At 71.8% G+C, this 21,311-nt stretch carries 17 protein-coding genes and 1 other RNA gene; 13 read left to right on the forward strand and 5 right to left on the reverse strand.

Annotated elements, in window-relative coordinates; translation table 11 throughout:
- Positions 1-46: 46 nt before the first annotated feature.
- The 4 genes from MKK64_RS07485 to MKK64_RS07505 form a co-directional block, all read right to left on the reverse strand.
- Positions 47-2,134 carry a cysteine desulfurase gene (locus MKK64_RS07485; RefSeq protein WP_243933140.1) on the reverse strand — a complete coding sequence of 696 codons (2,088 nt, stop codon included), beginning with the start codon at positions 2,132-2,134 and terminating at the stop codon, positions 47-49.
- On the reverse strand, positions 2,121-3,512 hold the full coding sequence (locus MKK64_RS28060; protein ID WP_279593080.1) for a family 2B encapsulin nanocompartment shell protein: 1,392 nt from the start codon (positions 3,510-3,512) through the stop codon (positions 2,121-2,123). The genes MKK64_RS07485 and MKK64_RS28060 overlap by 14 nt, the downstream gene beginning before the upstream one ends.
- Positions 3,513-3,995: 483 nt before the next feature.
- The gene (cysE, locus tag MKK64_RS07500; RefSeq protein ID WP_187274774.1) at positions 3,996-4,856 is read right to left on the reverse strand and encodes a serine O-acetyltransferase; all 861 of its coding nucleotides are present in this window, start codon (positions 4,854-4,856) and stop codon (positions 3,996-3,998) included.
- A gap of 28 nt (positions 4,857-4,884) precedes the next feature.
- A complete protein-coding gene (locus MKK64_RS07505) occupies positions 4,885-5,082 on the reverse strand; it encodes a hypothetical protein (protein WP_147727347.1) in 198 nt (65 codons plus the stop codon).
- Positions 5,083-5,339: 257 nt separating this feature from the next.
- On the opposite strand from MKK64_RS07505, the gene MKK64_RS07510 reads away from it, so the two are divergent.
- From MKK64_RS07510 to murD, 11 genes are all read left to right on the forward strand, one after another.
- Positions 5,340-5,765, forward strand: coding sequence for a YeeE/YedE family protein (locus MKK64_RS07510; RefSeq protein ID WP_243933142.1), 426 nt, complete (start codon positions 5,340-5,342; stop codon positions 5,763-5,765).
- Positions 5,762-6,214: a DUF6691 family protein gene (locus MKK64_RS07515; protein WP_409567919.1), complete on the forward strand. Its 453-nt coding sequence runs from the start codon at positions 5,762-5,764 to the stop codon at positions 6,212-6,214. The genes MKK64_RS07510 and MKK64_RS07515 overlap by 4 nt, the downstream gene beginning before the upstream one ends.
- Positions 6,215-6,567: 353 nt before the next feature.
- Positions 6,568-7,008: a VOC family protein gene (locus MKK64_RS07520; protein WP_243933144.1), complete on the forward strand. Its 441-nt coding sequence runs from the start codon at positions 6,568-6,570 to the stop codon at positions 7,006-7,008.
- 44 nt (positions 7,009-7,052) lie between these two features.
- Positions 7,053-7,461: RNase P RNA component class A (gene rnpB / locus MKK64_RS07525), an RNA gene on the forward strand.
- 522 nt (positions 7,462-7,983) lie between these two features.
- Complete coding sequence (rsmH, locus tag MKK64_RS07530; protein ID WP_243933146.1) at positions 7,984-9,030, forward strand: 16S rRNA (cytosine(1402)-N(4))-methyltransferase RsmH; 1,047 nt, start codon at positions 7,984-7,986, stop codon at positions 9,028-9,030.
- Positions 9,027-9,443, forward strand: coding sequence for a hypothetical protein (locus MKK64_RS07535; protein ID WP_147727345.1), 417 nt, complete (start codon positions 9,027-9,029; stop codon positions 9,441-9,443). The genes rsmH and MKK64_RS07535 overlap by 4 nt, the downstream gene beginning before the upstream one ends.
- A 5-nt stretch (positions 9,444-9,448) precedes the next feature.
- The gene (locus tag MKK64_RS07540) at positions 9,449-11,365 is read left to right on the forward strand and encodes a peptidoglycan D,D-transpeptidase FtsI family protein (RefSeq protein WP_409566064.1); all 1,917 of its coding nucleotides are present in this window, start codon (positions 9,449-9,451) and stop codon (positions 11,363-11,365) included.
- The gene (locus MKK64_RS07545; RefSeq protein WP_243933148.1) at positions 11,362-12,825 is read left to right on the forward strand and encodes a UDP-N-acetylmuramoyl-L-alanyl-D-glutamate--2,6-diaminopimelate ligase; all 1,464 of its coding nucleotides are present in this window, start codon (positions 11,362-11,364) and stop codon (positions 12,823-12,825) included. The genes MKK64_RS07540 and MKK64_RS07545 overlap by 4 nt, the downstream gene beginning before the upstream one ends.
- Positions 12,826-13,033: 208 nt before the next feature.
- Positions 13,034-14,500 carry a UDP-N-acetylmuramoylalanyl-D-glutamyl-2,6-diaminopimelate--D-alanyl-D-alanine ligase gene (locus MKK64_RS07550; RefSeq protein WP_243933150.1) on the forward strand — a complete coding sequence of 489 codons (1,467 nt, stop codon included), beginning with the start codon at positions 13,034-13,036 and terminating at the stop codon, positions 14,498-14,500.
- An 89-nt stretch (positions 14,501-14,589) separates the two neighbouring features.
- The gene (mraY, locus tag MKK64_RS07555) at positions 14,590-15,675 is read left to right on the forward strand and encodes a phospho-N-acetylmuramoyl-pentapeptide-transferase (RefSeq protein ID WP_147729392.1); all 1,086 of its coding nucleotides are present in this window, start codon (positions 14,590-14,592) and stop codon (positions 15,673-15,675) included.
- Between the two features lie 204 nt (positions 15,676-15,879).
- A complete protein-coding gene (murD, locus tag MKK64_RS07560) occupies positions 15,880-17,256 on the forward strand; it encodes a UDP-N-acetylmuramoyl-L-alanine--D-glutamate ligase (RefSeq protein ID WP_243933152.1) in 1,377 nt (458 codons plus the stop codon).
- A 48-nt stretch (positions 17,257-17,304) separates the two neighbouring features.
- Here the strand turns inward: murD and MKK64_RS07565 are convergent, their stop codons facing one another.
- On the reverse strand, positions 17,305-18,780 hold the full coding sequence (locus tag MKK64_RS07565; RefSeq protein ID WP_243933154.1) for a PAS domain S-box protein: 1,476 nt from the start codon (positions 18,778-18,780) through the stop codon (positions 17,305-17,307).
- 254 nt (positions 18,781-19,034) lie between these two features.
- Between MKK64_RS07565 and MKK64_RS07570 the strand changes: the two genes are divergently transcribed.
- Positions 19,035-20,201 (forward strand): FtsW/RodA/SpoVE family cell cycle protein, encoded by a 1,167-nt coding sequence (locus tag MKK64_RS07570; RefSeq protein ID WP_147727664.1) that lies wholly within the window; start codon positions 19,035-19,037, stop codon positions 20,199-20,201.
- Positions 20,198-21,307, forward strand: a complete 1,110-nt coding sequence (gene murG / locus MKK64_RS07575) for an undecaprenyldiphospho-muramoylpentapeptide beta-N-acetylglucosaminyltransferase (RefSeq protein WP_147843726.1) — start codon at positions 20,198-20,200, stop codon at positions 21,305-21,307. The genes MKK64_RS07570 and murG overlap by 4 nt, the downstream gene beginning before the upstream one ends.
- Positions 21,308-21,311: the final 4 nt, after the last annotated feature.

Below are 21,311 nucleotides of genomic sequence, written 5' to 3' on the forward strand. Positions count from 1 at the left end.
GACGGCATCGGGCCTTCGTTCGTGCCGGCGATCCTGCCGAACGCCGCTACCGCGGCAGGCGGTGCAGGGCCTTGAGGAACACGTCCACGTCCGCACGGGTGTTGTAGAAGGCGAGCGAGGCGCGGATCGACTGGTCGACGCCGAAGCGGCGCAGGGCCGGCAGGGCGCAATGGTGCCCGGAGCGCACGGCGACGCCGTGGCGGTCGAGGTGGTGGGCCACCGCCTCATTCGTCTGTCCCTCGATCACGAAGGACATCACGCTCGCCTTCTCGCGGGCGGTGCCGATCAGGCGCAGGCCCCTGATGTCGGCGAGGCCGGCCTGCGCATAGTCCAGCAGGTCGTGCTCGTAGGCCGCGATCGCCGGCAGGCCGACGCTCTCGAGATAGTCGAGCGCCGCGCCGAGGCCTACGGCGCCGGCGATGTCCGGCGTGCCCGCCTCGAACTTTTCCGGCGCGCCCTTGTAGACGGTCTTCGTGAAGGTGACGTCCTCGATCATGTGGCCGCCGCCCTGCCACGGCGGCATCGCCGCGAGGAGGTGCGTCTTGCCGTAGAGCGCGCTGATGCCGGTCGGCCCGAAGACCTTGTGGCCCGAGAACACCACGAAGTCGGCGTCGAGCGACTGCACGTCGATCGGGATGTGCGGGGTCGACTGGGCCGCATCGACCAGCACCGGCACGCCGTAGGCGTGGGCGAGGGCGATGATCTCGCGGACCGGGTTCACCGTGCCGAGCGCGTTGGCGACATGGGTCACCGAGACGATCTTAATCCGGCCCGACAGCAGGGCGGCGTACTGCTCGAAAATGATCTCGCCGCGATCGTTGACCGGGATCACCCGCAGGGTCGCGCCGGTGGCCTGGCTGAGCAGCTGCCAGGGCACGATGTTGGCGTGGTGCTCGATCGTCGAGACGATGATCTCGTCGCCCGGGCCGATGTTGGCCCGGCCGTACGAGTTCGCGACGAGGTTGATCGCCTCCGTCGTGCCGCGCAGGAAGACGATGTCGTCCTTCGAGGGCGCGTTGAGGAAGCGGCGCACCTTCTCGCGGCCGCCCTCGAACAGGTCGGTGGAGCGCGCGGCCAGCGTGTGCGCGGCCCGGTGGATGTTCGAGTTGTGGCGGGCGTAGAACTCGGAGGTCGCGTCGATGACCGATTGCGGCTTGTGCGTGGTCGCCGCGTTGTCGAGCCAGACCAGGGGGTGCCCGTTCACGCTCTGGTGCAAGGCCGGGAAGTCCTTGCGGATGTGCTCGACGTCGAAGGGCGCGCCCGCCGGGCTCGACCGGGTCGAGGTCGCGCGCGGGGCCGGCCCGTCGTGGCGCGCGGGCTCGACGCGGGGCGTGGCGTGCGGCCTCGACGCGCGCGAGCCCCCGGTCAGGAAGTCGTAGTCGCCCGACGAGAACGGCTCGTCGGGGCCGGGCTCGACCGTGCGCACGGGATCGCCCGAGAGCCGGCCGGTGCGCCGGAAGTTCTCCTGGGCGACGTCGACGCCGCGCTTCGACGGGTCCGCCGGCACGAGGGACGGCGCGATCGCGTGGGCGAAGGCGTTGGCCCGCGGATGATCCTTCGCGACGGTCCGGTGCAGGTCGCCGCCGCCGGGGAGGAAGGCGGCGACGTCGGCCACGCTCGGCACGAAGAATTCCGGCAGGCCGTGCCGCGCGGACGGAACGCCGCGCTGCGCCGCGCGCGGGTCGGCGAGCGGGTGGACCGAGGGGATCGTCGTGACGTCGAGGAGGCCGGCGCTCGTCGGCGCGGGCGTCCCGCCGAACGGGTTGGCGGCCGACGGCCCGGTCAGGCCGGGAAGCCCGACGCTCGGGCCGCCGACGTTGCGCGCGCCGAAGGCGGCGTCGGGCTGGACGCCCGACGAGGTGCCCGACGGCACCGAGGGGGTGCCGATCGCGGCACCCGGGAGCGACGGCTGCCCGGGGCCCTGGGGAAGGGTCTCCAGGCCTTGGGGACGCTGCGGCGACGCCGGCACGGCGGGGGCGAGCGGGGCGGAGGTCGCGTTGCCCTGACCGTAGATCTCGCGGGCGAGGCGCCCGACGAGATCGGCATGGGCGAGGGAGCCGGCGGCATCGCCCGTCGCGCCCGTGGGGATGCCGATGGCGGAGATGCCCAAGACGCCGGCCTCAGGCGTAGTCATGGTAGTTGCCGAGCAGCACGTTATCGAGGCGGGCGATCGCGTCCTCGACCAGCACCGCGGCCGAGAAGTAGCGGGTGACGAGGTGCGAGGCGATCGAGTGGTCGTTGGTGCCCATGTAGCGCACCGACAGGCCCGGCTCGATCTCGCCGGTGACGCCCGACTTCTGCAGGCCGACGACACCCTGCTCGCCCTCGCCGACGCGCAAGAGCAGGATCGAGGTGGTCTGGGCGCCGGTCGCCGGGTCGGTGTCGATCGGCAGCTTGTCGCTCGGCACCAGCGGCACGCCGCGCCAGGTCAGGAAGGGCGCGCCGAACAGGTGCACCACGACCGGCGGCACGCCGCGGCGGGTGGCCTCGCGGCCGAAGGCGGCGATGGCGCGGGGATGCGCCACGAAGAAGGCGGGCTTCTTCCAGACCAGGGTCAGAAGCTCGTCGAGATCGTCGGGCGTCGGCGGGCCGGAGCGCGTCGGGATGCGCTGGCGGCCGCCGACCTCGTTGAGCAGGCCGAACTCGGAGTTGTTGAGCAGCTCCCACTCCTCGCGCTCCTTCACGGCATCCACCGTCAGGCGGATCTGCTCGCGGAGCTGATCGATCTCGTTCGAGTAGAGATCGGTGACGCGGGTGTGGGTGTTGAGGATCGTCTGGATCGTCGAGAGGTGATACTCGCGCGGATCAATCTCGTAGTCGACGAAGGTCGTCGGCAGGCGCGGGGCGCCGGTGTGGACGGCCAGCAGCTCGATGCCCTGCTCGCCGTGGCTGTTGGTGTGCCCCTTCAGGCGGTCGCGCTCCTCGACGTACTGCGCGATGCGGTTCTTGACCGCGTCGTCGTCGAGGGCCGCGCGGTCGAGGGTGAGCAGGGTCACCGCCGAGAGCGCCTTGACGGCGGGCGCGGGCTGGCTGCCGCCGACCAGGGTCTCGTCGCCGAAGAAGTCGCCGCGGGTGGCGAGACCCGAGCGCAGCCGGTTCTTGTAGGGGCCGGACAGCGAGAGCTCGACGGTGCCGTCGGCGACGATCGTCAGGCTGCGGTCGCCCGCGCCGCCCTCCGAGATCGTCTCGCCGGCATTGTGCCGGCTCTCGGTGAACCGGTCCGCCAGCGCGGCCAGCTCGGCATCGCCGAGGCGGCTGAACGGCGGCACCGCGCGCAGCGAGGCGGGGCTGATCGCGCGGCCCTTGCCGTCCGAGGCGAGGTCGATGCGGCCGGGCTTGGCCAGCACCACGGCGCGACGGTTCACGCGGTAGACGCCGCCGTCGACGTCGACGAAGGGCAGCAGCCGCAGGAGCCAGCGCGGGGTGTTGGCGAGGTTCTGGACCGACGTGACGGTCGCGGTCGATAGATTGCGTGCTGCCGATGCGCCCACGCTCTGCCCTTGTCCGCTCATCGTTCGTCGTCCCCGCTTGATTGTCGTTCGAGCCCGGGCACGTTGCTGTGCCGGCATGATGTATCGGCCGCAGCCATCCCGCATGAAGGGATGGCGCGTTCGGATGAAGCATCGAATGCTTGACGTCCACCCACGACGACCTGCGTCGCGTCTTGGAACGTTCGTGGTCTAGCCTCGGCCGCGATGCGCGGTCAATAGAACGATTTTCTCAAGTTGCGATGTATTGCAGAAATGCCGGCTATCGAATGCTGGTATGATGAATTACGGTGCCGTGCAGTCATGTTTCTGGAGAATGCACTTCTCCAAAAGCCTCGTCCGGCGCGATGAAGGCTTAGCTCGTCCCACCGTCCGCTCAACCGTTCCGACGCCCGCGCGGGACGAGCGACCGTTCCCGTCGCCGAGACGAGCGAGACGAGCGAGACGGCGCAGCCGCCGGCGCCTCCGATCGTGGCCGCGAGCCGGCCGCCTTCGCATCGGCCCGTGTCAGATCCCGTCCCCGAAGAACTGGTCCATGCTCTGGGCCGGCTCCTCGCTGCGCGGCAGCTTCGACACCACGCGCGCCGGCACCCCGGCGACCGTGGTGTGGGCCGGCACGTCGTGCAGCACGACCGCGGCCGCCGCGACGCGGGCGCCCTCGCCGACGCGGATGTTGCCGAGCACCTTGGCGCCGACGCTCAGCAGCACCCCGCGCTCGATCTTGGGATGGCGGTCGCCGCTCTCCTTGCCGTTGCCGCCGAGCGTCACGGATTGCAGGATCGAGACGTCGTCGGCGATCACCGTGGTCTCGCCGATCACCACCCCGGTGGCGTGATCGATGAACACGCCGGAGCCGATGCGCGCCGCCGGGTGGATGTCGGCGCCGAACACTTCCGAGATCCGGCTCTGCACGTGCAGCGCCAGCGTCGCCCGGCCCTGGTGCCAGAGCCAGTGCGCCACCCGGTAGCCCTCCAGCGCCGCCAGGCCCTTGTAGAACAGGAACGGGTCGAGATAGCGCCGGCAGGTCGGGTCGCGCTCGCGGATGGCGACGAGGTCGCGCACCGCGTGGGCGCCGGCATGCGGGTCGGCCTCGAAGGCGGCGAGGCAGAGGTCGCGCATCGCCAGCCGCGACAGGTCGCCGTCGCCGAGACGGTGCGCGAGCCGGTAGGCGAAGGCCTGCGCGATGCTGCGCTGGTCGAGGACGGTCGCCTGGATGATGCCGGCATAGAGCGGCTCCTCCACCAGCGCCGCCTCGGCCTCGGCGCGGACCTCCGCCCAGACCGCGTCGACGCTCGTGCTGCGGCTCGTCGTCCGCAGCGGCGCCTGCGGCAGGGAGGAGCGCGCCTCGAGGATGGCTCCGAGGCTCATGCGGCGACCCGCGAGCGGATCGGCATCCTCACGCCGTCCGCTTCTCGAAGAGATCCGGCAGGTAGCGATGCAGGGTCTCGTGGCCGTCGAACTTGACGTCGAGGGTGACCCGGGCCGCCTGCGCCTCGTCGTGCGTCTCGACCACGCGACCGAGGGCGTGGCGCCAGATGCCGAGCGCTTCGGCGACGTCGAGCCGAGCGAACACGACCTGATCGCCCTCGGCGATCGCGGCGGCCGCGCCGGTGCGATGCGCCCCCGCCCGCGGCGAACGAACCGGGGTCGGCGGCGCGAGGACGTCGTTGTCCTCCCAGGGGTCGAATTCGGAGATGCTTTGCGTCGCGGAAGCTCTGTCCAGCAGCATGATTCTTCCGTTAAGTTGTTGACTTGATTGAATAATTGGTGATCCTGCGGGGGATTGCAAGCCTTGTTTCCGGCGACCCCGCGCGATACGCCGGCCGCCGCACGCGAAGGAGGACCGCCCGCATGACCAGCATCGATCTGTCCACACTCGCCGGCGGAGCGCTGATCGGCCTCTCGGTGGCGCTGCTGCTGCTGCTGAACGGCCGCATCGCCGGCATCAGCGGCCTCGTCGCCGGCCTCGGCACCGACCGGGGCGAGCGCCGGCGGGTGGATGCCGCCTTCGTCGCCGGCTTGCTGATCGGGCCGCCGGCCTTCGCCTGGCTCTCCGGCGCGTGGCCGGAGATGCGGATCGTCGCCTCGCTGCCGGTGCTCGTCGTCGCGGGCCTGCTCGTCGGGTTCGGCACGCGGCTCGGCTCGGGCTGCACCAGCGGCCACGGCGTCGCCGGCCTCGCCCGTCTGTCGCCGCGCTCGCTCGTGGCGGTGCTCACCTTCCTGTCGGCCGGGATGGCGACGGTGGCGGCGGCGCGCGCCTTCGGGGGGGCGTGGTGATTGGCCTCCGGCGCCTGCTGGCGGGGCTCGCGGCGGGCGTGATCTTCGGGGTCGGCCTGTCCGTGTCCGGCATGCTCGACCCGGTGCGGGTCCGCGGCTTCCTCGACGTCACGGGAGCCTGGGACCCGAGCCTGATGTTCGTGCTCGGCGGCGCGGTCGCCGTCTCGGCGCTCGGCTATTGCCTGTCCCGCCGGCTGCCGCGGCCGGTCCTCGCCGACGCCTTCCAGATCCCGACGAACCGCCGGATCGACGCGGCCCTCGTCGGCGGGTCGGCCGTGTTCGGGATCGGCTGGGGGCTCTCCGGCTTCTGCCCCGGGCCGGCGGTCGCGGCCCTCTCGACCGGGAGGCTGCCCGTCGCCGTCTTCGTCGCGGCGATGCTGGTCGGGATGGCCGCCCACCGCTTCGCGACGGCGCCGGGATCGAGAGCCGCCGCGGGGCCGACGCGATAAGATTCCGGCGCCCGCACGGTCCGCCCGCCGGACGATCGCGCCGCCAAGCCCTGACGGGATCCTGTGCGAAGCCGCCCCGAGGACGAAGAACGTCGCCGACGGGGCGGAGATCGACGGGGCTCTTCCCTCGAAGCCCTGCGGCCCGACGGGGATGCCGCCGCGTCGGCCGACGCGATCCAGGCGCGTGTCGCGATTCGCGACCGCGCCGACGGGTACGGCCTACCGGCCGCCCGATCGGGCGCTAGCTACCGCGGCGACCCGCCCGGCGCCGCGACCTTCGTCGGCTGCGCCGGGCGTCCCGCAGATCCGGCCGGGGAGGCGGGACGCCGCTCCGGCCCAACAGGATGCCGCCTATGGAATATCTGCACACGATGGTGCGCGTCGCCGACCTCGACACGGCGCTCGCGTTCTACGTCGACACCTTCGGATTGCAGGAGGTGCGCCGTATCGACAACGAGAAGGGCCGCTTCACGCTGGTCTTCCTCGCCGCCCCCGGCGACGCGGCCCGCGCCGAGACCACCAAGTCGCCCCTGGTGGAGCTGACCTACAACTGGGACCCGGAGACCTATTCCGGCGGGCGCAACTTCGGGCACCTGGCCTATCAGGTCGACGACATCTACGCCTTCTGCGCCCGGCTGAAGGACAAGGGCGTCACCATCAACCGGCCGCCGCGCGACGGCCACATGGCCTTCGTGAAGTCGCCGGACGGCATCTCGATCGAGATCCTGCAGAAGGGCGGCGCGAAGGAGCCGCAGGAGCCGTGGGCCTCGATGGAGAACACCGGCACCTGGTAGCCCGCTTGACCCGGGCGGCCGATCCGGCCCACATCCGCGCCGGATCAGTCGGCCGGGCGGCCGCTCCGGGCGTCAGCCCGGGGAGGAAAGTCCGGGCTCCATGGAGAGACGGTGCCGGATAACGTCCGGCGGGGGCGACCCCAGGGACAGTGCCACAGAGAGCAGACCGCCCCGGGCCGCGAGGTCGCGGGGTCAGGGTGAAAGGGTGCGGTAAGAGCGCACCGCGGACGCGGCAACGCGGACGGCACGGCAAACCCCACCGGGAGCAAGACCGAATAGGGGCGGCGCGCCTCACCTCGCGAGAGGCAGAGGCAGGCCCGCTCTCCAGGCCAGTCGCCCGGGTTGGTTGCTCGAGGCGGTCGGCAACGATCGTCCCAGAGGAATGGCCGCCACGTCCGGGTGCCTCGCGGCATCCGGGCCCTACAGAACCCGGCTTACAGGCCGGCTGATCCGCTCGTTCCCGGCCCGGCGCGTCGTCGGGAACCCCGGCTAAGCCGTTGACGGATCGTGCCGATCCTCGGGCGGCTGCGGGATCGTGGGGAATATATGCCCGCGCTGGGCGAAGCTGTGCGAAGCTTTCGCCGGCTGACGCTTTCACGTCGTCACTACAGTCGTCAATCGCAGCTCGAACCTCGGCCGACGCGACGAAAAATTGACCGTCGGTTAACCTTGTCGAGGTCAGATCGGACGTCCGCGATGCGGGTCTTCGCTTGCGTTGACGATCGTCAGAGGCCCATGGTACCCGCCAACATCTCGTCAACGGTGACTTCCGGATCGACGGACGCGCCCCGCGCCCAAGCGGGGATCGCCCGTGTGCGGGCCTTTGGCCGCCGCATCACCGGGACCGCCCAAACCGACCGCGCCGCGACGCAGCGGCCGGGTGCAGGCAGCCATGAGCCGAACCGTTCCCCCCGTCCACGGCGGGCTGCCTCGGCCGCGCGCGGCCCGGCGAACCTCCGCAGGCGGGGTGCCCCGATGACGCGCAAGCCCCTGGAGCCGGCCGGCGGACCGCACGTTCCGGTGCTGCTCGACGAGGTGCTGGCCGCCCTCGACCTGTGCGGGGCCGGGCTTGCGGTCGACGGCACCTTCGGCGCCGGCGGCTACACCCGCGCGATGCTCGCCGCCGATCCCGACCTGCGCGTGATCGGCATCGACCGCGACCCGTCGGCGATCGCCGGCGGCGCCGGGCTCGTCGCCGCCGCGAACGGGCGGCTCACCCTGGTTCCCGGACGGTTCGGCGCCCTCGACGCCCACCTCGCTGAGCTCGGCGAGGCGCAGGCCGATCGGATCGTGCTCGATATCGGCGTGTCGTCGATGCAGATCGACCAGCCCGAGCGCGGCTTCTCGTTCCGCAACGACGGCCCGCTCGACATGCGGATGGCCGCCACCGGCCTCAGCGCCGCCGACCTCGTCAACGAGGCCGAGGAGGCGGAGCTCGCCGACATCATCTACCATTACGGCGAGGAGCGGCGCTCGCGCGCGGTGGCCCGCACCATCATCGAGGCGCGCCGGCGCGGCCGGATCGAGACCACGGCGCAGCTCGCCGACCTCGTCGCCGGCGTCGTCCGCACCGAGCCCGGCAGCGGCATCCATCCGGCGACGCGCACGTTCCAGGGCCTGCGCATCGCGGTCAACGACGAGCTCGGGGAGCTGGTCCAGGCGCTGCACGCGGCCGAGCGGATGCTCGGGCCGGGCGGGCGGCTCGCGGTGGTAACCTTCCACTCGCTCGAGGACCGCATCGTCAAGCAGTTCTTCTCCGCCCGCAGCGGCCGCGCGGTCCAGGCCTCGCGCCACATGCCGAGCGCGCTGCCCGGCGGCGAGCCCGCCGCCGCCAGGAGCTTCAAGCCGGTGACCAAGGGACCGGTGCTGCCCTCCGATTCCGAGACCGCGCGCAACCCGCGCGCGCGCTCGGCCAAGCTGCGGGCCGCCGAGCGCACGGATGCACCCGTGCCGGCGCCGCTCGCCGCGATCCAGGCGCTCGCCGCGCTTCCCGAAGCCCCGCGCGGAGGCGCACGCCGGTGATCCGCCTACTCAACCTGCTCGCCGTCGCCGGCCTCGTCGCCTCGGCGATCTACGCCTACTCGATCAAGTACGACACGCTCTACCAGGGCGGTCAGGTCTCGAAGCTGAAGAGCGGCCTGCATGCCGAGCGGCAGGCCATCGCCGTGCTGCGCGCCGAGTGGCAGCTCCTGACCCGGCCGGACCGGCTGCAGGCGGCGGTGGAGAAGCACCTCGCCCTGGAGCCGATCGGCACCAGCCATCTCGGGCGCCTCGCCGACCTGCCGGCCCGGCCCGAGCGCGGCGACGAGATCGGCCGCCTGCTCGCGGCCACCGCGACGCCGAAGGAGAAGGGGCCGGCCTCCGAGCCCCGCACCACCGGATCGATCACCCGCACCGTCGTCACGACCCGCACGCCGAACGCGGCCTCGAGGTAGTCCCCGTGTCCCAAGACGCTCACGACGCCGCACCCGAAGACGCCGCCCGCGATCCGCAGGCCGCCGATCCGCACGCGCTGCCCGACGACGCGGCCGGGCACGATCACGCCGAGCCCGAGCTTGAATCCGCGCCGCGTTCCCACGCCGTCGAGGAGCCGGTGCTCGAGACCGAGCCGCGGGTCCATCCCGGGATGCGCCTGTTCCGGGCGATGTTCCGCCTCGCGATCGAGCGCTCCTACACCCGCGTCGCGCTGGTCGGCCTCGCGTTCCTGGCGGTGTTCGGCGCGATCAGCGTGCGGCTCCTGTCGATCGCGATCTTCGGCGCGCCGCCGAGCCAGGAGCACCGGGTGGCGGCCGCCGCCACAACCGCGATCCGGCCCGACATCATCGACCGCAACGGCGAGATCCTCGCAACCGACATTCGCACCGTCTCGGTCTTCGCCGAGCCCGGCAACATCTACGACAAGGACGAGGCGGTCGAGCTGCTCACCGCCGTCCTGCCCGAGCTGAACGCCACGGAGCTGCGCGCCAAGCTCACCCAGAAGCCGGGCAAGAAGGGCGTCGGCTTCGTTTGGGTGAAGCGCGAGCTGACGCCGAAGCAGCAGGCCGAGGTCCACCGGCTCGGCATCCCCGGCATCGGCTTCCTGCCCGACCACAAGCGCGTCTACCCGAACGGGGTCGCCGCCGCCCACATCATCGGCGCGACGAACCTCGACAACATCGGCATCGCCGGGATGGAGAAGTACATCGACAACCAGGGCAACAAGGCCCTGAACGAGTTCGGCTTCGTCGCCAAGCAGACCGACCTCAAGCCGATCCAGCTCTCGGTCGACCTGCGCGCGCAGTTCGCGGTGCGCGACGAGCTGGCCAAGGGCATCGAGCACTTCAAGGCCAAGGCCGGCGCCTCGATGATCCTCGACGTCCAGACCGGCGAGGTGATCGCGCTGGTCTCGATGCCGGACTTCGACCCGAACAACCCGGTCGACGCCCTGTCCGACGACAAGATCAACCGCATGAACGTCGGCGTCTACGAAATGGGCTCGACCTTCAAGGCGATGACCCTCGCGATGGCGCTCGAATCGGGCAAGTACAACGTCAACTCGACCTTCGACACCCGCGGCGGCGTGCTGAGCTGGGGCCGCCAGAAGATCCACGAGTATCACGGCACCAACCGCGTCATCACCATGCCGGAGGTGTTCACCCACTCGTCCAACATCGGCTCGGCCAAGATGGCGCTCGGCGTCGGCGTGCCCGGCCACAAGGCGTTCCTCAAGAAGATGGGCCTGCTCGACCGGATGCGGACCGAGCTGCCCGAGTCGGCCATGCCGATCATCCCGCCGCGCTGGACCGAGATCAACACCATCACCATCGCCTTCGGCCACGGCCTCGCGGTGGCGCCGATCCAGGCGACGGCGGCGGTGGCGGCGATCGCCAACGGCGGCTTCCTGATGACGCCGACCTTCCTCAAGACCGACGTCAAGGAGGCGATGGCGAAGGCGACGCAGGTGCTGAGCCCGCAGACCAGCGAGGCGATGCGCTTCATCATGCGGCTCAACGCGACCGAAGGCTCGGCCAAGAAGGCGGCGATCCCGTACTACTTCGTCGGCGGCAAGACCGGCACCGCCGAGAAGGTGATCGGCGGGCGCTACAACAAGAACCGCCTGTTCACGACCTTCATGGCGGCCGCCCCGATGGACAAGCCGAAATACCTGTTCGTGACCATCATGGACGAGCCGCAGGGCCTGCCGGAGAGCGGCGGCTACGCCACCGCCGCCTGGAACTCCGGCGTCGTCACCGGCAAGGTGATCGAGCGCGTCGCGCCGATCCTCGGCCTGCCGCCGCAATTCGAGCCGCCGGCCAAGCCCTTCCCGCTGATGGTCAAGCTCAACGCCTACCACGCCAGCATGGTCGGCGGCCCGTGAGCGCGCCGACCCTGGGCACCCTGTTCCCGGATGCGGGAACGGGCGAAGCCGGCCGCCCGGTGGCCGGGCTGACCGCCGACAGCCGCAACGTGGTGCCGGGCGGCGTCTTCGTCGCGGTGCCGGGGACCCGGGCCGACGGGCGGCTGTTCGCGGCCAAGGCCGCGGCGGCCGGCGCCGTCGCCGTGGTCGGGGAGGGCGACCGTCCCGCCGACCTGCCGCGGGATTGCGCCTGGATCGCCGTGGCGGATGCCCGCCGGGCGCTCGCGCTCGCCGCCGCGCGCCTGTCGGGCCGCCAGCCCGAGACCATCGTCACGGTGACCGGCACCGCCGGCAAGAGCTCGGTCGCCGACTTCCTCCGCCAGATCCTGTCGCGGATCGGGCGGGAATCGGCGAGCCTCGGCACCGTTGGCATCGTCACCAACCGCGGCGCCGCCTACGGCTCGCTGACCACGCCCGATCCGGTGACCCTGCACCAGACCCTGGCGCGGCTCGCCGACGACGGCATCACCGACCTCGCGATGGAGGCCTCCTCGCACGGCATCGAGCAGCGCCGCCTCGACGGCGTGCGGCTGGCCGCCGCCGGCTTCACCAATCTCGGGCGCGACCACCTCGACTACCATGCGACGGTCGAGGACTACCTCGCCGCCAAGCTCCGCCTGTTCGCGACCCTGCTGCCGGCGGGCGCGCCCGCCATCGTCAACGCCGACGGCGCCTATGCCGACCGGGTGATCGCCGCCGCGACCGAAGCCGGCCACGCCATCCGCACCACCGGCCGCGCCGGCTCCGACATCCGCCTCCTTGATGCCCGCACCGAGGGCTTCGCGCAGGTGCTCGACCTCGACGGCCGCCACGGCCGACGCCGGATCCAGCTGCCGCTGGTCGGCGGGTTCCAGGTCGAGAACGCGCTCGTCGCCGCCGGCCTTGCGCTCGCCACGCCCGCCGGCGCCGCCGACCCCGACGGCGTGTTCGCGAGCCTGGAGCACCTCACCGGCGTGCCCGGCCGCATGGAGCGCATCGGCGAGGTCAACGGCGCGCTCTGCCTCGTCGACTACGCCCACAAGCCGGAAGCCCTGGAGGGCGTCCTCGTCGCGTTGCGCCCCTTCGCCACCGGGCGCCTGGTCGTGGTCTTCGGCTGCGGCGGCGACCGCGACCGCGGCAAGCGCCCGATCATGGGCGCCATCGCCGCGCGGCTGGCCGATACGGTGATCGTCACCGACGACAATCCCCGCTCCGAGGACCCGGCCGCGATCCGCGCCGCCATCCTCGCCGAGGCGCCGGGCGCCGGCGAGATCGGCGACCGCGCCGAGGCGATCCGCACGGCCGTGCGCGGGCTCGGGCCCGGCGACGTGCTGGTGGTGGCCGGCAAGGGTCACGAAACCGGCCAGATCGTGGGCGACCGGGTGCTGCCGTTCTCGGACCACGCAGTGCTGCGGGCGGCGATCGATGGGGATCTGCGATGAGCGCCGTTCCCGTGAAACACGACGACTGCCGCACGTCTCCCTCCCCCCTCTGCGGGGGAGGGTGGCCCGCGAAGCGGGTCGGGAGAGGGGAGCGACATCTCCGGACAACGCGCTCCCCTCTCCCGACCCTCGCTGACGCGAGGCCCACCCTCCCCCGCGAAGGGGGGAGGGAAGATGCGTTGCACCGTCGCGCTCGACCGGAGGCCGCATGAGCCCGAACGCCAAACCGCTCTGGACGGCGGCCGAACTCGCGGCCGCCACCGGGGGAACGCTCCAGGGCGAGCGCGGCGCCGTCACCGGCGCTTCGATCGACACCCGCACGCTGCAGCCGGGCGACCTGTTCTTCGCGATCCGGGGCGAGGCTCGCGACGGGCACGACTTCGTCCGCGCGGCGCTCGACAAGGGCGCGGGCGCGGCGGTGGTCGCCGCCGACCGCGCCGCCTCGTTCGACGGACCCGTCCTGGCCGTGCCGGGGGAGGGCCCCGATCCGGTCCTCGACGCGATGACGCGCCTCGGCCGCGCGGCCCGCGCCCGCACCGCGGCCCAGGTCGTGGCCGTGACCGGCTCGGTCGGCAAGACCGGCACCAAGGAGGCCCTGCGCCACGTGCTGTCGGCGCAAGGGCAGACCCACGCCTCCGTCGCCTCCTACAACAACCACTGGGGCGTGCCGCTGACGCTGGCGCGGATGCCGGCCGAGAGCCGCTTCGGCGTGTTCGAGATCGGCATGAACCACCCGCGGGAGATCGTGCCGCTCGTCGCGCAGGTCCGCCCGGAGGTGGCCCTCGTCACCACCGTCGAGCCGGTCCACATCGAGCACTTCGCCTCGCTGTCGGCGATCGCCGACGCCAAGGGCGAGATCTTCTCGGGCCTCGCGCCCGGCGGCGTCGCGGTGCTCAACCGCGACAACCCGAGCTTCGCCCGCCTCCACGCCCATGCCCTCGCCTCGTCGGCCGGGCGCATCGTCACCTTCGGCGAGCACGAGGAAGCCGACGTGCGGGCGCGCCGGATCGTGCTGCGCCCCGACCTCTCGGTGGTCGACGCCGTGGTGATGGGCCAGCCGGTGACCTACCAGCTCGGCACCCCCGGCCGGCACACCGCGATGAACTCGCTCGGCGTGATGGCGGTGATCCACAGCCTCGGCGCCGACCTCGCGCGCGCCGCCCTGTCGCTCGCGGCCCTGCGGCCGCCGGTCGGGCGCGGCGAGCGCACCGCGCTCCAGCTTCGCGACGGCGAGGCCTTCCTCGTCGACGAGAGCTACAACGCCAACCCGGCCTCCGTGCGCGCCGCGCTGTCGACGCTGGCGGCGATCGAGACCGGTCCGCGCGGGCGCCGCATCGCCGTTCTCGGCGACATGCTGGAGCTCGGGGCGGCCGCGGACGCACACCACCGCGATCTCGCCGGCGCCGTCGCCGACCACGGCGTCGACCTCGTCTTCACCGCCGGCGCCCTGATGGGCCACCTGTTCGAGGCGCTGCCGGTCGCGCGCCGGGGCATCGCGGCCGCCGCCTCGGCCGACCTCGTCGAGCCGCTGGCCGCGATCCTGCGGCCGGGCGACGCCGTGATGGTCAAGGGCTCGAACAGTATTCGCATGGGTCGGATTGTCGAGGCGCTCAAAGCCCGCTACGCGAACCCCCCGGCGCGCCACGACGCGTCGGCCCTGTCCGCCGGGCCGTGACCGGCACCTGATCGTCCGCCGAGGCCCCGGGACCGTTCGCGTCCCGCCGGCGCCCTTTCTTCGTGTGAGCCAAGCCGCCGAGCCCCCGGATGCTGTATCTCCTGTCGGACCTGAGCGGCACGCTCTCGGCCCTCAACGTCTTCCGCTACATCACCTTCCGGACGGGAGGCGCGCTGTTCACGGCGGGCCTGTTCGTGTTCTGGTTCGGGCCGCTGATCATCTCGCTGCTGCGCCTGCGCCAGGGCAAGGGCCAGCCGATCCGCGAGGACGGGCCGCAGACCCACCTGCTGACCAAGCGCGGCACCCCGACCATGGGCGGCCTGATGATCCTGGCCGGCGCCATCGTCGCGATCCTGCTCTGGGCCAACCCGCGCAACCACTACGTCTGGATCACCCTCACGGTGACGCTGGGCTTCGGCGCGATCGGCTTCTACGACGACTACCTCAAGGTGACGAAGCAGTCGCACAAGGGCTTCTCGGGCAAGCTCCGCCTCGGGCTCGAGGCCCTGATCGCGATCACGGCCTGCTACGCGATCTCGTACTTCTCGCCGTCCACGCTGCAGAACCAGCTCGCCTTCCCGGTGTTCAAGGACGCGCTGCTGAATCTCGGCTGGTTCTACGTGCTGTTCGGCGGCTTCGTCATCGTCGGCGCGGGCAACGCGGTGAACATGACCGACGGCCTCGACGGGCTCGCCATCGTCCCCGTGATGATCGCCTGCGGCACCTTCGGCGTCATCGCCTACCTCGTCGGCAACTCCTTCACCGCGAGCTACCTCCAGGTGAACTACGTGCGCGACACCGGCGAGCTCGCGGTGGTGGCCGGCGCGGTGATCGGGGCGGGGCTCGGCTTCCTGTGGTTCAACGCGCCGCCGGCGCAGATCTTCATGGGCGACACCGGCTCGCTCGCTCTGGGCGGCCTCCTCGGCGTCGTCGCGGTGGCCACCAAGCACGAGATCGTCCTGGCGATCGTCGGCGGCCTGTTCGTCCTCGAGATCATGTCGGTGATCATCCAGGTCGCGTCGTTCAAGCTCACGGGCAAGCGCGTCTTCCGCATGGCGCCGATCCATCACCACTTCGAGCAGAAGGGCTGGAAGGAGCCGCAGGTCGTGATCCGGTTCTGGATCATCGCCGTCATCCTGGCGCTCGCCGGCCTGGCGACGCTCAAGCTGCGGTGAGCTGTGGTAGACTTTGCGCAACCGACGCTTGTCCCACCCCCGCCCTCATCCTGAGATGCGCCCGCGAAGCGGGCGCCTCGAAGGAGTCCTCCAGCGACCGCCATTTGTTCTGGAGGTCGCCTTCGAGGCTCGCCGACGCGGGCACCCCAGGATGAGGGGGGAGGGGCGGGACAACCCCGATTGCCGACCTGTTCCGAGTTTCCGATGACCCCAGCCACAACCTACGCCGGCCGCGCTGTCGCCCTGTTCGGGCTCGGCGCCTCCGGCCTCGCCACCGCGCTCGCCCTGAAGGAAGGCGGCGCCCGCGTGATCGCCTGGGACGACAACGCCGAGGGCGTCGCCAAGGCCGCCGCCCAGGGGATCGAGACCGCGGACCTGCGCGCGGCCGACTGGTCGGGCTTCGCGGCGCTGATCCTCTCGCCCGGCGTACCGCTGACCCATCCGGTGCCGCACTGGACGGTCGCGCTCGCCAAGGCGGCCGGCATCGAGATCGTCGGCGACATCGAGCTGTTCTGCTGGGAGCGGCGTGCGATCGCGCCGGGCGCGCCGTTCGTCGCGATCACCGGCACCAACGGCAAGTCGACCACCACGGCGCTGATCGCGCACATCCTGCGCGCGGCCGGGCGCGACGTGCAGATGGGCGGCAACATCGGCACCGCGATCCTGTCGCTGGCGCCCCCGGCGCCCGATCGCATCCACGTCGTCGAGCTGTCCTCGTTCCAGATCGACCTGACGCCCTCGCTCGATCCGAGCGTCGGCGTGCTCCTCAACATCACCCCCGACCACCTCGACCGCCACGGCACCTTCGCGCAATACGCCGCGATCAAGGAGCGGCTGATCCAGGGCTCGGACCGCGCGGTCGTCGGCATCGACGACGGGCCGAGCCGCGCCATCGCGGACCGGTTCGCGGAACGGGGCGGCGACCGGCTGACCCGCATCCACGTGCCCCGCGACGCGGCGCTCACCGCCGACGCCGTCACCGTCCGCGACGGGGTGATCGCGGACCGTGATGGTGCGCCGATCGCCGACGTGTCCGCGATCCGGTCGCTGCGCGGCGCGCACAACTGGCAGAACGCGGCCGTGGCGGTCGCGGTCGCCCGCGCGCTCGGGCTCCCGCCCGACGACATCCAGGCCGGGCTCGCGAGCTTTCCCGGCCTGCCGCACCGGATGGAGGAGGTCCGGGTCCGCGGCGGCGTGCTGTTCGTCAACGATTCCAAGGCGACCAACGCCGATTCCACCGAGAAGGCGCTCACCGCCTTCCGCGACATCCACTGGATCCTCGGCGGCAAGGCGAAGGACGGCGGCATCTTCCCGCTGGTCCCGTATTTCGAGCGCATCGCGCACGCCTACCTGATCGGCGCCGCCTCCGACGCCTTCGCCGCGACGCTGGAAGGCGCCGTGCCCTACACCCGCTGCCAGACCCTGGACGTCGCCGTCCGGGCGGCGGCAGAGGGCGCGGCGGCCTCGGGCGCGCCCGAGCCGGTGGTGCTGCTCTCGCCGGCCTGCGCGTCCTACGACCAGTTCCGCAGCTTCGAGCAGCGCGGCGACGTGTTTCGCGAGCTGGTGCGCGCGCTGCCCTGAACGGCCGGACGCCGGCGCCGGCGGGCGAGCCCCGCGCCGGACGTCGCCCTACCGGGCGAGCACGCGAGCCGCTTCGCGCGTCGTCGCCACCGCGACGGAGACCTCCGTCACCGAGCCCGAGATCGTGCTGATGTTGGCCGTGATCGCCGCGACGGCCTGGGCCGCGGCCTGCATGCTCTGCGACAGGTCGCGCGTGACGATGCTCTGCTCCTCGACCGCGCTCGCCGTCGCGACGACGTTCTCGCGCATGATGTCGACCGAGCCGCTGATCGCATCGAGGGCGCCGACCACCTCGCTCGACAGGCCCTGCAGGCCGTTGATCTCGGCGCCGATCTGCTCCGTCGCACGGGCGGCTTGGTTGGCGAGGTTCTTGACCTCGCTCGCGACGACCGCGAAGCCGCGTCCGGCTTCTCCGGCACGCGCCGCCTCGATGGTGGCGTTGAGCGCGAGCAAGTTGATCTGCGCGGCGATCGACTGGATCAGCCCGACGATGCCGCTCATCGACCCGGCAGCCTCCGAGAGGCGCTGGGTGAACCCGCCGGCCGCCTGGACCCGCTCGAAGGCGGCGTCGGTCGCGCCGCGCGAATATCCCATGCTCTGGGAGATCTCGGCGACGGAGGCGGCCAGTTCCTCCGCCGCCGCCGCCATCGTCGCCACGTTGCCCGACGTCGTCTCCGCGGCCGCGAATGCCGCGCCCGACCCGTCCGCCGAGCGGGTGATCGCCTGGTCGATCTCGGAGAAGTTGCGCTCGATCAGCCTGCGGAGGTTGGCCAGCAGCATGACCTGATCGGTGATGTCGGTGGCGAGCTTCACGACCTTGTAGGGGCGGTTCGAGGCGTCGAAGATCGGGTTGTAGGTCGCCTGGATCCAGACCTCGCGGCCGCCCTTCGCGATGCGCTTGTACTGCGCCGCTTGGTACTCGCCGCGCTTCAGCGCCGCCCAGAACGCCGCGTAGTCCGCGCTCTGCCCGTAGGCCGGCTCGACGAACATGCTGTGCGGGCGGCCGCGGACCTCGGAGAGGTCGTAGCCCACCACGGCGAGGAAGTTCGCGTTGGCCTCGAGGATGGTGCCGTCGAGATCGAAGGCGATCACCCCTTGCGCCTTGTCGATCGCCGCGATCTGGCCGGCCCGGTCGGCATCCTCGGCCTTCTGCCGCGTGATGTCGGTGGCGAACTTCACCACCTTGTAGGGCTTGCCGTCACGCCCGATCATCGGGTTGTAGGAGGCCTCGATCCAGATGTCGCGGCCGCCCTTCGCCATCCGCCGGAACTGGCCCGCGCTGAACGCGCCGCTGCGGAGACGATCCCAGAACGCCTTGTACTCCGCCGAGTCCCGGTACTGCGGATCGACCAGCATCGCATGCGGCTGCCCGACCAGCTCGGGCAGGCTGTAGCCCACAGCTGCGAGAAAATTCGCGTTGGCGTGGAGGATGCGGCCCGAGAGGTCGAACTCGATCACCCCCTGCACGCGGTCGAGGGCGGCAAGCTTGGCGGCGGCTTCGACAGTCTTGCGTGCAGCGAACATGGGCGGATCGTCCCGGCGCGGCATCTTCGCAACGCGATGCCGAAGTGAACACAATCCAAGATTGCGTTTTTACTGTTAAGATTTCGTATTCGGTCGACCGTGGCGCGACCGATCGGCGAGGAGGCGCCGGGGGTTGGCGGGACGGGCGGCGGCTCCGGCGCGGTTTCGCAAGGATGCGTTTACCATTCGCGGACAGGATCGCTCTCGACCGTCGCGTGCCCCTGCGCGACCGCTCGCAAGGCCGTCGCACGCCCATGATCTCCCGCGCGGAACGCACGCCCCTGACCGACTGGTGGTGGACGGTCGACCGCGGCCTGCTCGCGGCGCTGGCCGCCCTGATGGTCGCCGGCCTCGTCTTCCTCATGGGCGGCGGGCCGCCGGTGGCCGAGCGCATCGGCCTGCCGACCTTCTACTTTCTCAATCGCCAGGCGATGTACCTCGCGCCGACGATCCTGCTGATCTGCGCGGTCTCGTTCCTGAGCTTGCGCGGCATCCGCCGGCTGGCGCTCGGCACCTGGCTCGCGGGCGTCGCGCTGTGCCTCCTCGCCGGCAAGTTCGGGCCGGAGATCAAGGGCGCCCACCGCTGGATCCAGTTCGGCTCGTTCGGCCTGCAGCCCTCGGAGTTCGTCAAGCCCGCCTTCGTCGTGGTCGCCGCCTGGGCGTTCTCGGAGGGCGCGCAGCGCCGCGACATGCCGGGCGGCTTCCTTGCGATCCTGCTCCTGCCGATCACCATCGTCCCGCTGCTGCTGCAGCCCGATTTCGGCCAGACGATGCTGATCACGCTGGTGTGGTGCGCGCTGTTCTTCGTCGCCGGCCTGCACCTGATCTGGGTGGCGGTGCTCGGCGTGCTCGGCCTGACCGGGGTGTTCGCCGCCTACACCTTCTTCCACCACGTCCGCGAGCGCTTCAACCGCTTCCTCGACAAGGATTCGGGCGACAGCTTCCAGACCTTCTGGTCGCAGGAATCGTTCCGCTCCGGCGGCTGGTTCGGCACCGGCCCGGGGGAGGGGATCGCCAAGCGCCACCTGCCCGACGCCCATACCGACTTCATCTTCTCGGTGACCGGCGAGGAGTTCGGCGTGCTGGTCTGCCTCTGCCTCGTCGCTTTGTTCGCCTACATCGTGCTGCGCGGGCTCAAGCTCGCGCGCCGCACCGACGACACCTTCTCGAGGCTCGCCATCACCGGTCTGATCACGCTCTTCGGCCTCCAGGCCTGCATCAACATGGCGGTGAACACCCAGCTCATGCCGGCCAAGGGCATGACGCTGCCGTTCGTCTCCTACGGCGGCTCGTCGCTGATCTCGCTCGCGCTCGGCATGGGCTTCCTCGTGGCGCTCACCCGCAAGCGCCCGCGCACCACGATGCTGAGCCAGAAGCCGCCCGGCACCGCGCCGGCCACCGTCGCCGGAGTCATGCGGTGACGGTATTCACGCCGACCATCCTGCTCTGCGCCGGCGGCACCGGCGGCCACCTGTTCCCGGCCGAGAGCCTCGCCCACGCGCTGCGGGCGCGGGGCATCCGCGTGGTGCTCGCCACTGACGCGCGGGTCGACTCGATCAGCGGCGGCTTCCCGGCCTCCGAGATCGTCACCATCACCTCGGCGACCCCGTCCGGCCGCTCGATGCTGCGCCGGGCCGGCGCGGTGCTGACGCTGGGCCGCGGCTTCGCGGAGGCGGCCAAGGCGGTCAAGCGCATCAACCCGGCGGCGATCGTCGGCTTCGGCGGCTACCCGACCGTGCCACCGATGCTCGCCGGCCAGATCCTGCGCGTGCCGACGATCATCCACGAGCAGAACGCGGTGATGGGGCGGGCCAACGCCTTCCTGGCGCGCGGCGCCCGCACCATCGCCACCGGCTTCAAGGAGGTCCGCGGCGTCCCCGACAAGGCGCGTGCCCCCCGCGTCCACACCGGCAACCCGTTGCGCCCGGCGGTGATCGAGGCCGCGAAGGTCGCCTATCCGCGGCTCGGGCCGGCGGACGCCCTGCACCTCCTCGTCTTCGGCGGAAGCCAGGGCGCGCGGGTGATGGGCGAGGTCGTGCCGAAAGCCCTGGCGCAGCTTCCGGCCGACCTGCGGGCCCGCCTCCACCTCGTGCAGCAGGTCCGCCCCGAGGACCTGACGGCGGTGCAGAACGACTACCTCGCCATGGGGCTCGCCGGCATCGAGGCGGCGCCGTTCTTCAAGGACCTGCCGGGGCGGATGGCGGCGAGCCACCTCGTGGTCGCCCGCTCGGGCGCCTCGACGGTCTCGGAGCTCGCCGCCATCGGCCGGCCGTCGATCCTGGTGCCGCTGCCCGGGGCGCTCGACCAGGACCAGGCCGCCAACGCCGCGACGCTGGCCAAGATCGGCGCGGCCCTGGCCGTCGCGCAGACCGCGTTCACGCCGGACCGGCTCACCGCGGAGCTGGTCGACGCCTTCGCGAATCCCGAGAAATTGACCGCGGCGGCGCAAGCCGCGAAAAGCGCCGGCATCCACGACGCCGCCGAGCGGCTCGCCGCGGTGGTCGTCGACACGGCCGCCCGCACCTGATTCT

It is taken from the genome of Methylobacterium sp. E-025, from assembly GCF_022829705.1.
In the GTDB taxonomy this organism is placed as follows: domain Bacteria; phylum Pseudomonadota; class Alphaproteobacteria; order Rhizobiales; family Beijerinckiaceae; genus Methylobacterium.

What these genes read in the sequence shown, in the direction of transcription:
- MKK64_RS07520 (WP_243933144.1), top strand. Translation starts at nt 6,568, where the DNA reads ATGGAATATCTGCACACGATGGTGCGCGTCGCCGACCTCGACACGGCG.
- MKK64_RS07550 (WP_243933150.1), top strand. Translation starts at nt 13,034, where the DNA reads ATGAGCCCGAACGCCAAACCGCTCTGGACGGCGGCCGAACTCGCGGCC.
- MKK64_RS28060 (WP_279593080.1), bottom strand. Translation starts at nt 3,512, where the DNA reads ATGAGCGGACAAGGGCAGAGCGTGGGCGCATCGGCAGCACGCAATCTA.
- mraY (WP_147729392.1), top strand. Translation starts at nt 14,590, where the DNA reads ATGCTGTATCTCCTGTCGGACCTGAGCGGCACGCTCTCGGCCCTCAAC.
- MKK64_RS07485 (WP_243933140.1), bottom strand. Translation starts at nt 2,134, where the DNA reads ATGACTACGCCTGAGGCCGGCGTCTTGGGCATCTCCGCCATCGGCATC.
- MKK64_RS07565 (WP_243933154.1), bottom strand. Translation starts at nt 18,780, where the DNA reads ATGTTCGCTGCACGCAAGACTGTCGAAGCCGCCGCCAAGCTTGCCGCC.
- cysE (WP_187274774.1), bottom strand. Translation starts at nt 4,856, where the DNA reads ATGAGCCTCGGAGCCATCCTCGAGGCGCGCTCCTCCCTGCCGCAGGCG.
- MKK64_RS07510 (WP_243933142.1), top strand. Translation starts at nt 5,340, where the DNA reads ATGACCAGCATCGATCTGTCCACACTCGCCGGCGGAGCGCTGATCGGC.
- murD (WP_243933152.1), top strand. Translation starts at nt 15,880, where the DNA reads ATGACCCCAGCCACAACCTACGCCGGCCGCGCTGTCGCCCTGTTCGGG.
- MKK64_RS07570 (WP_147727664.1), top strand. Translation starts at nt 19,035, where the DNA reads ATGATCTCCCGCGCGGAACGCACGCCCCTGACCGACTGGTGGTGGACG.
- rsmH (WP_243933146.1), top strand. Translation starts at nt 7,984, where the DNA reads ATGACGCGCAAGCCCCTGGAGCCGGCCGGCGGACCGCACGTTCCGGTG.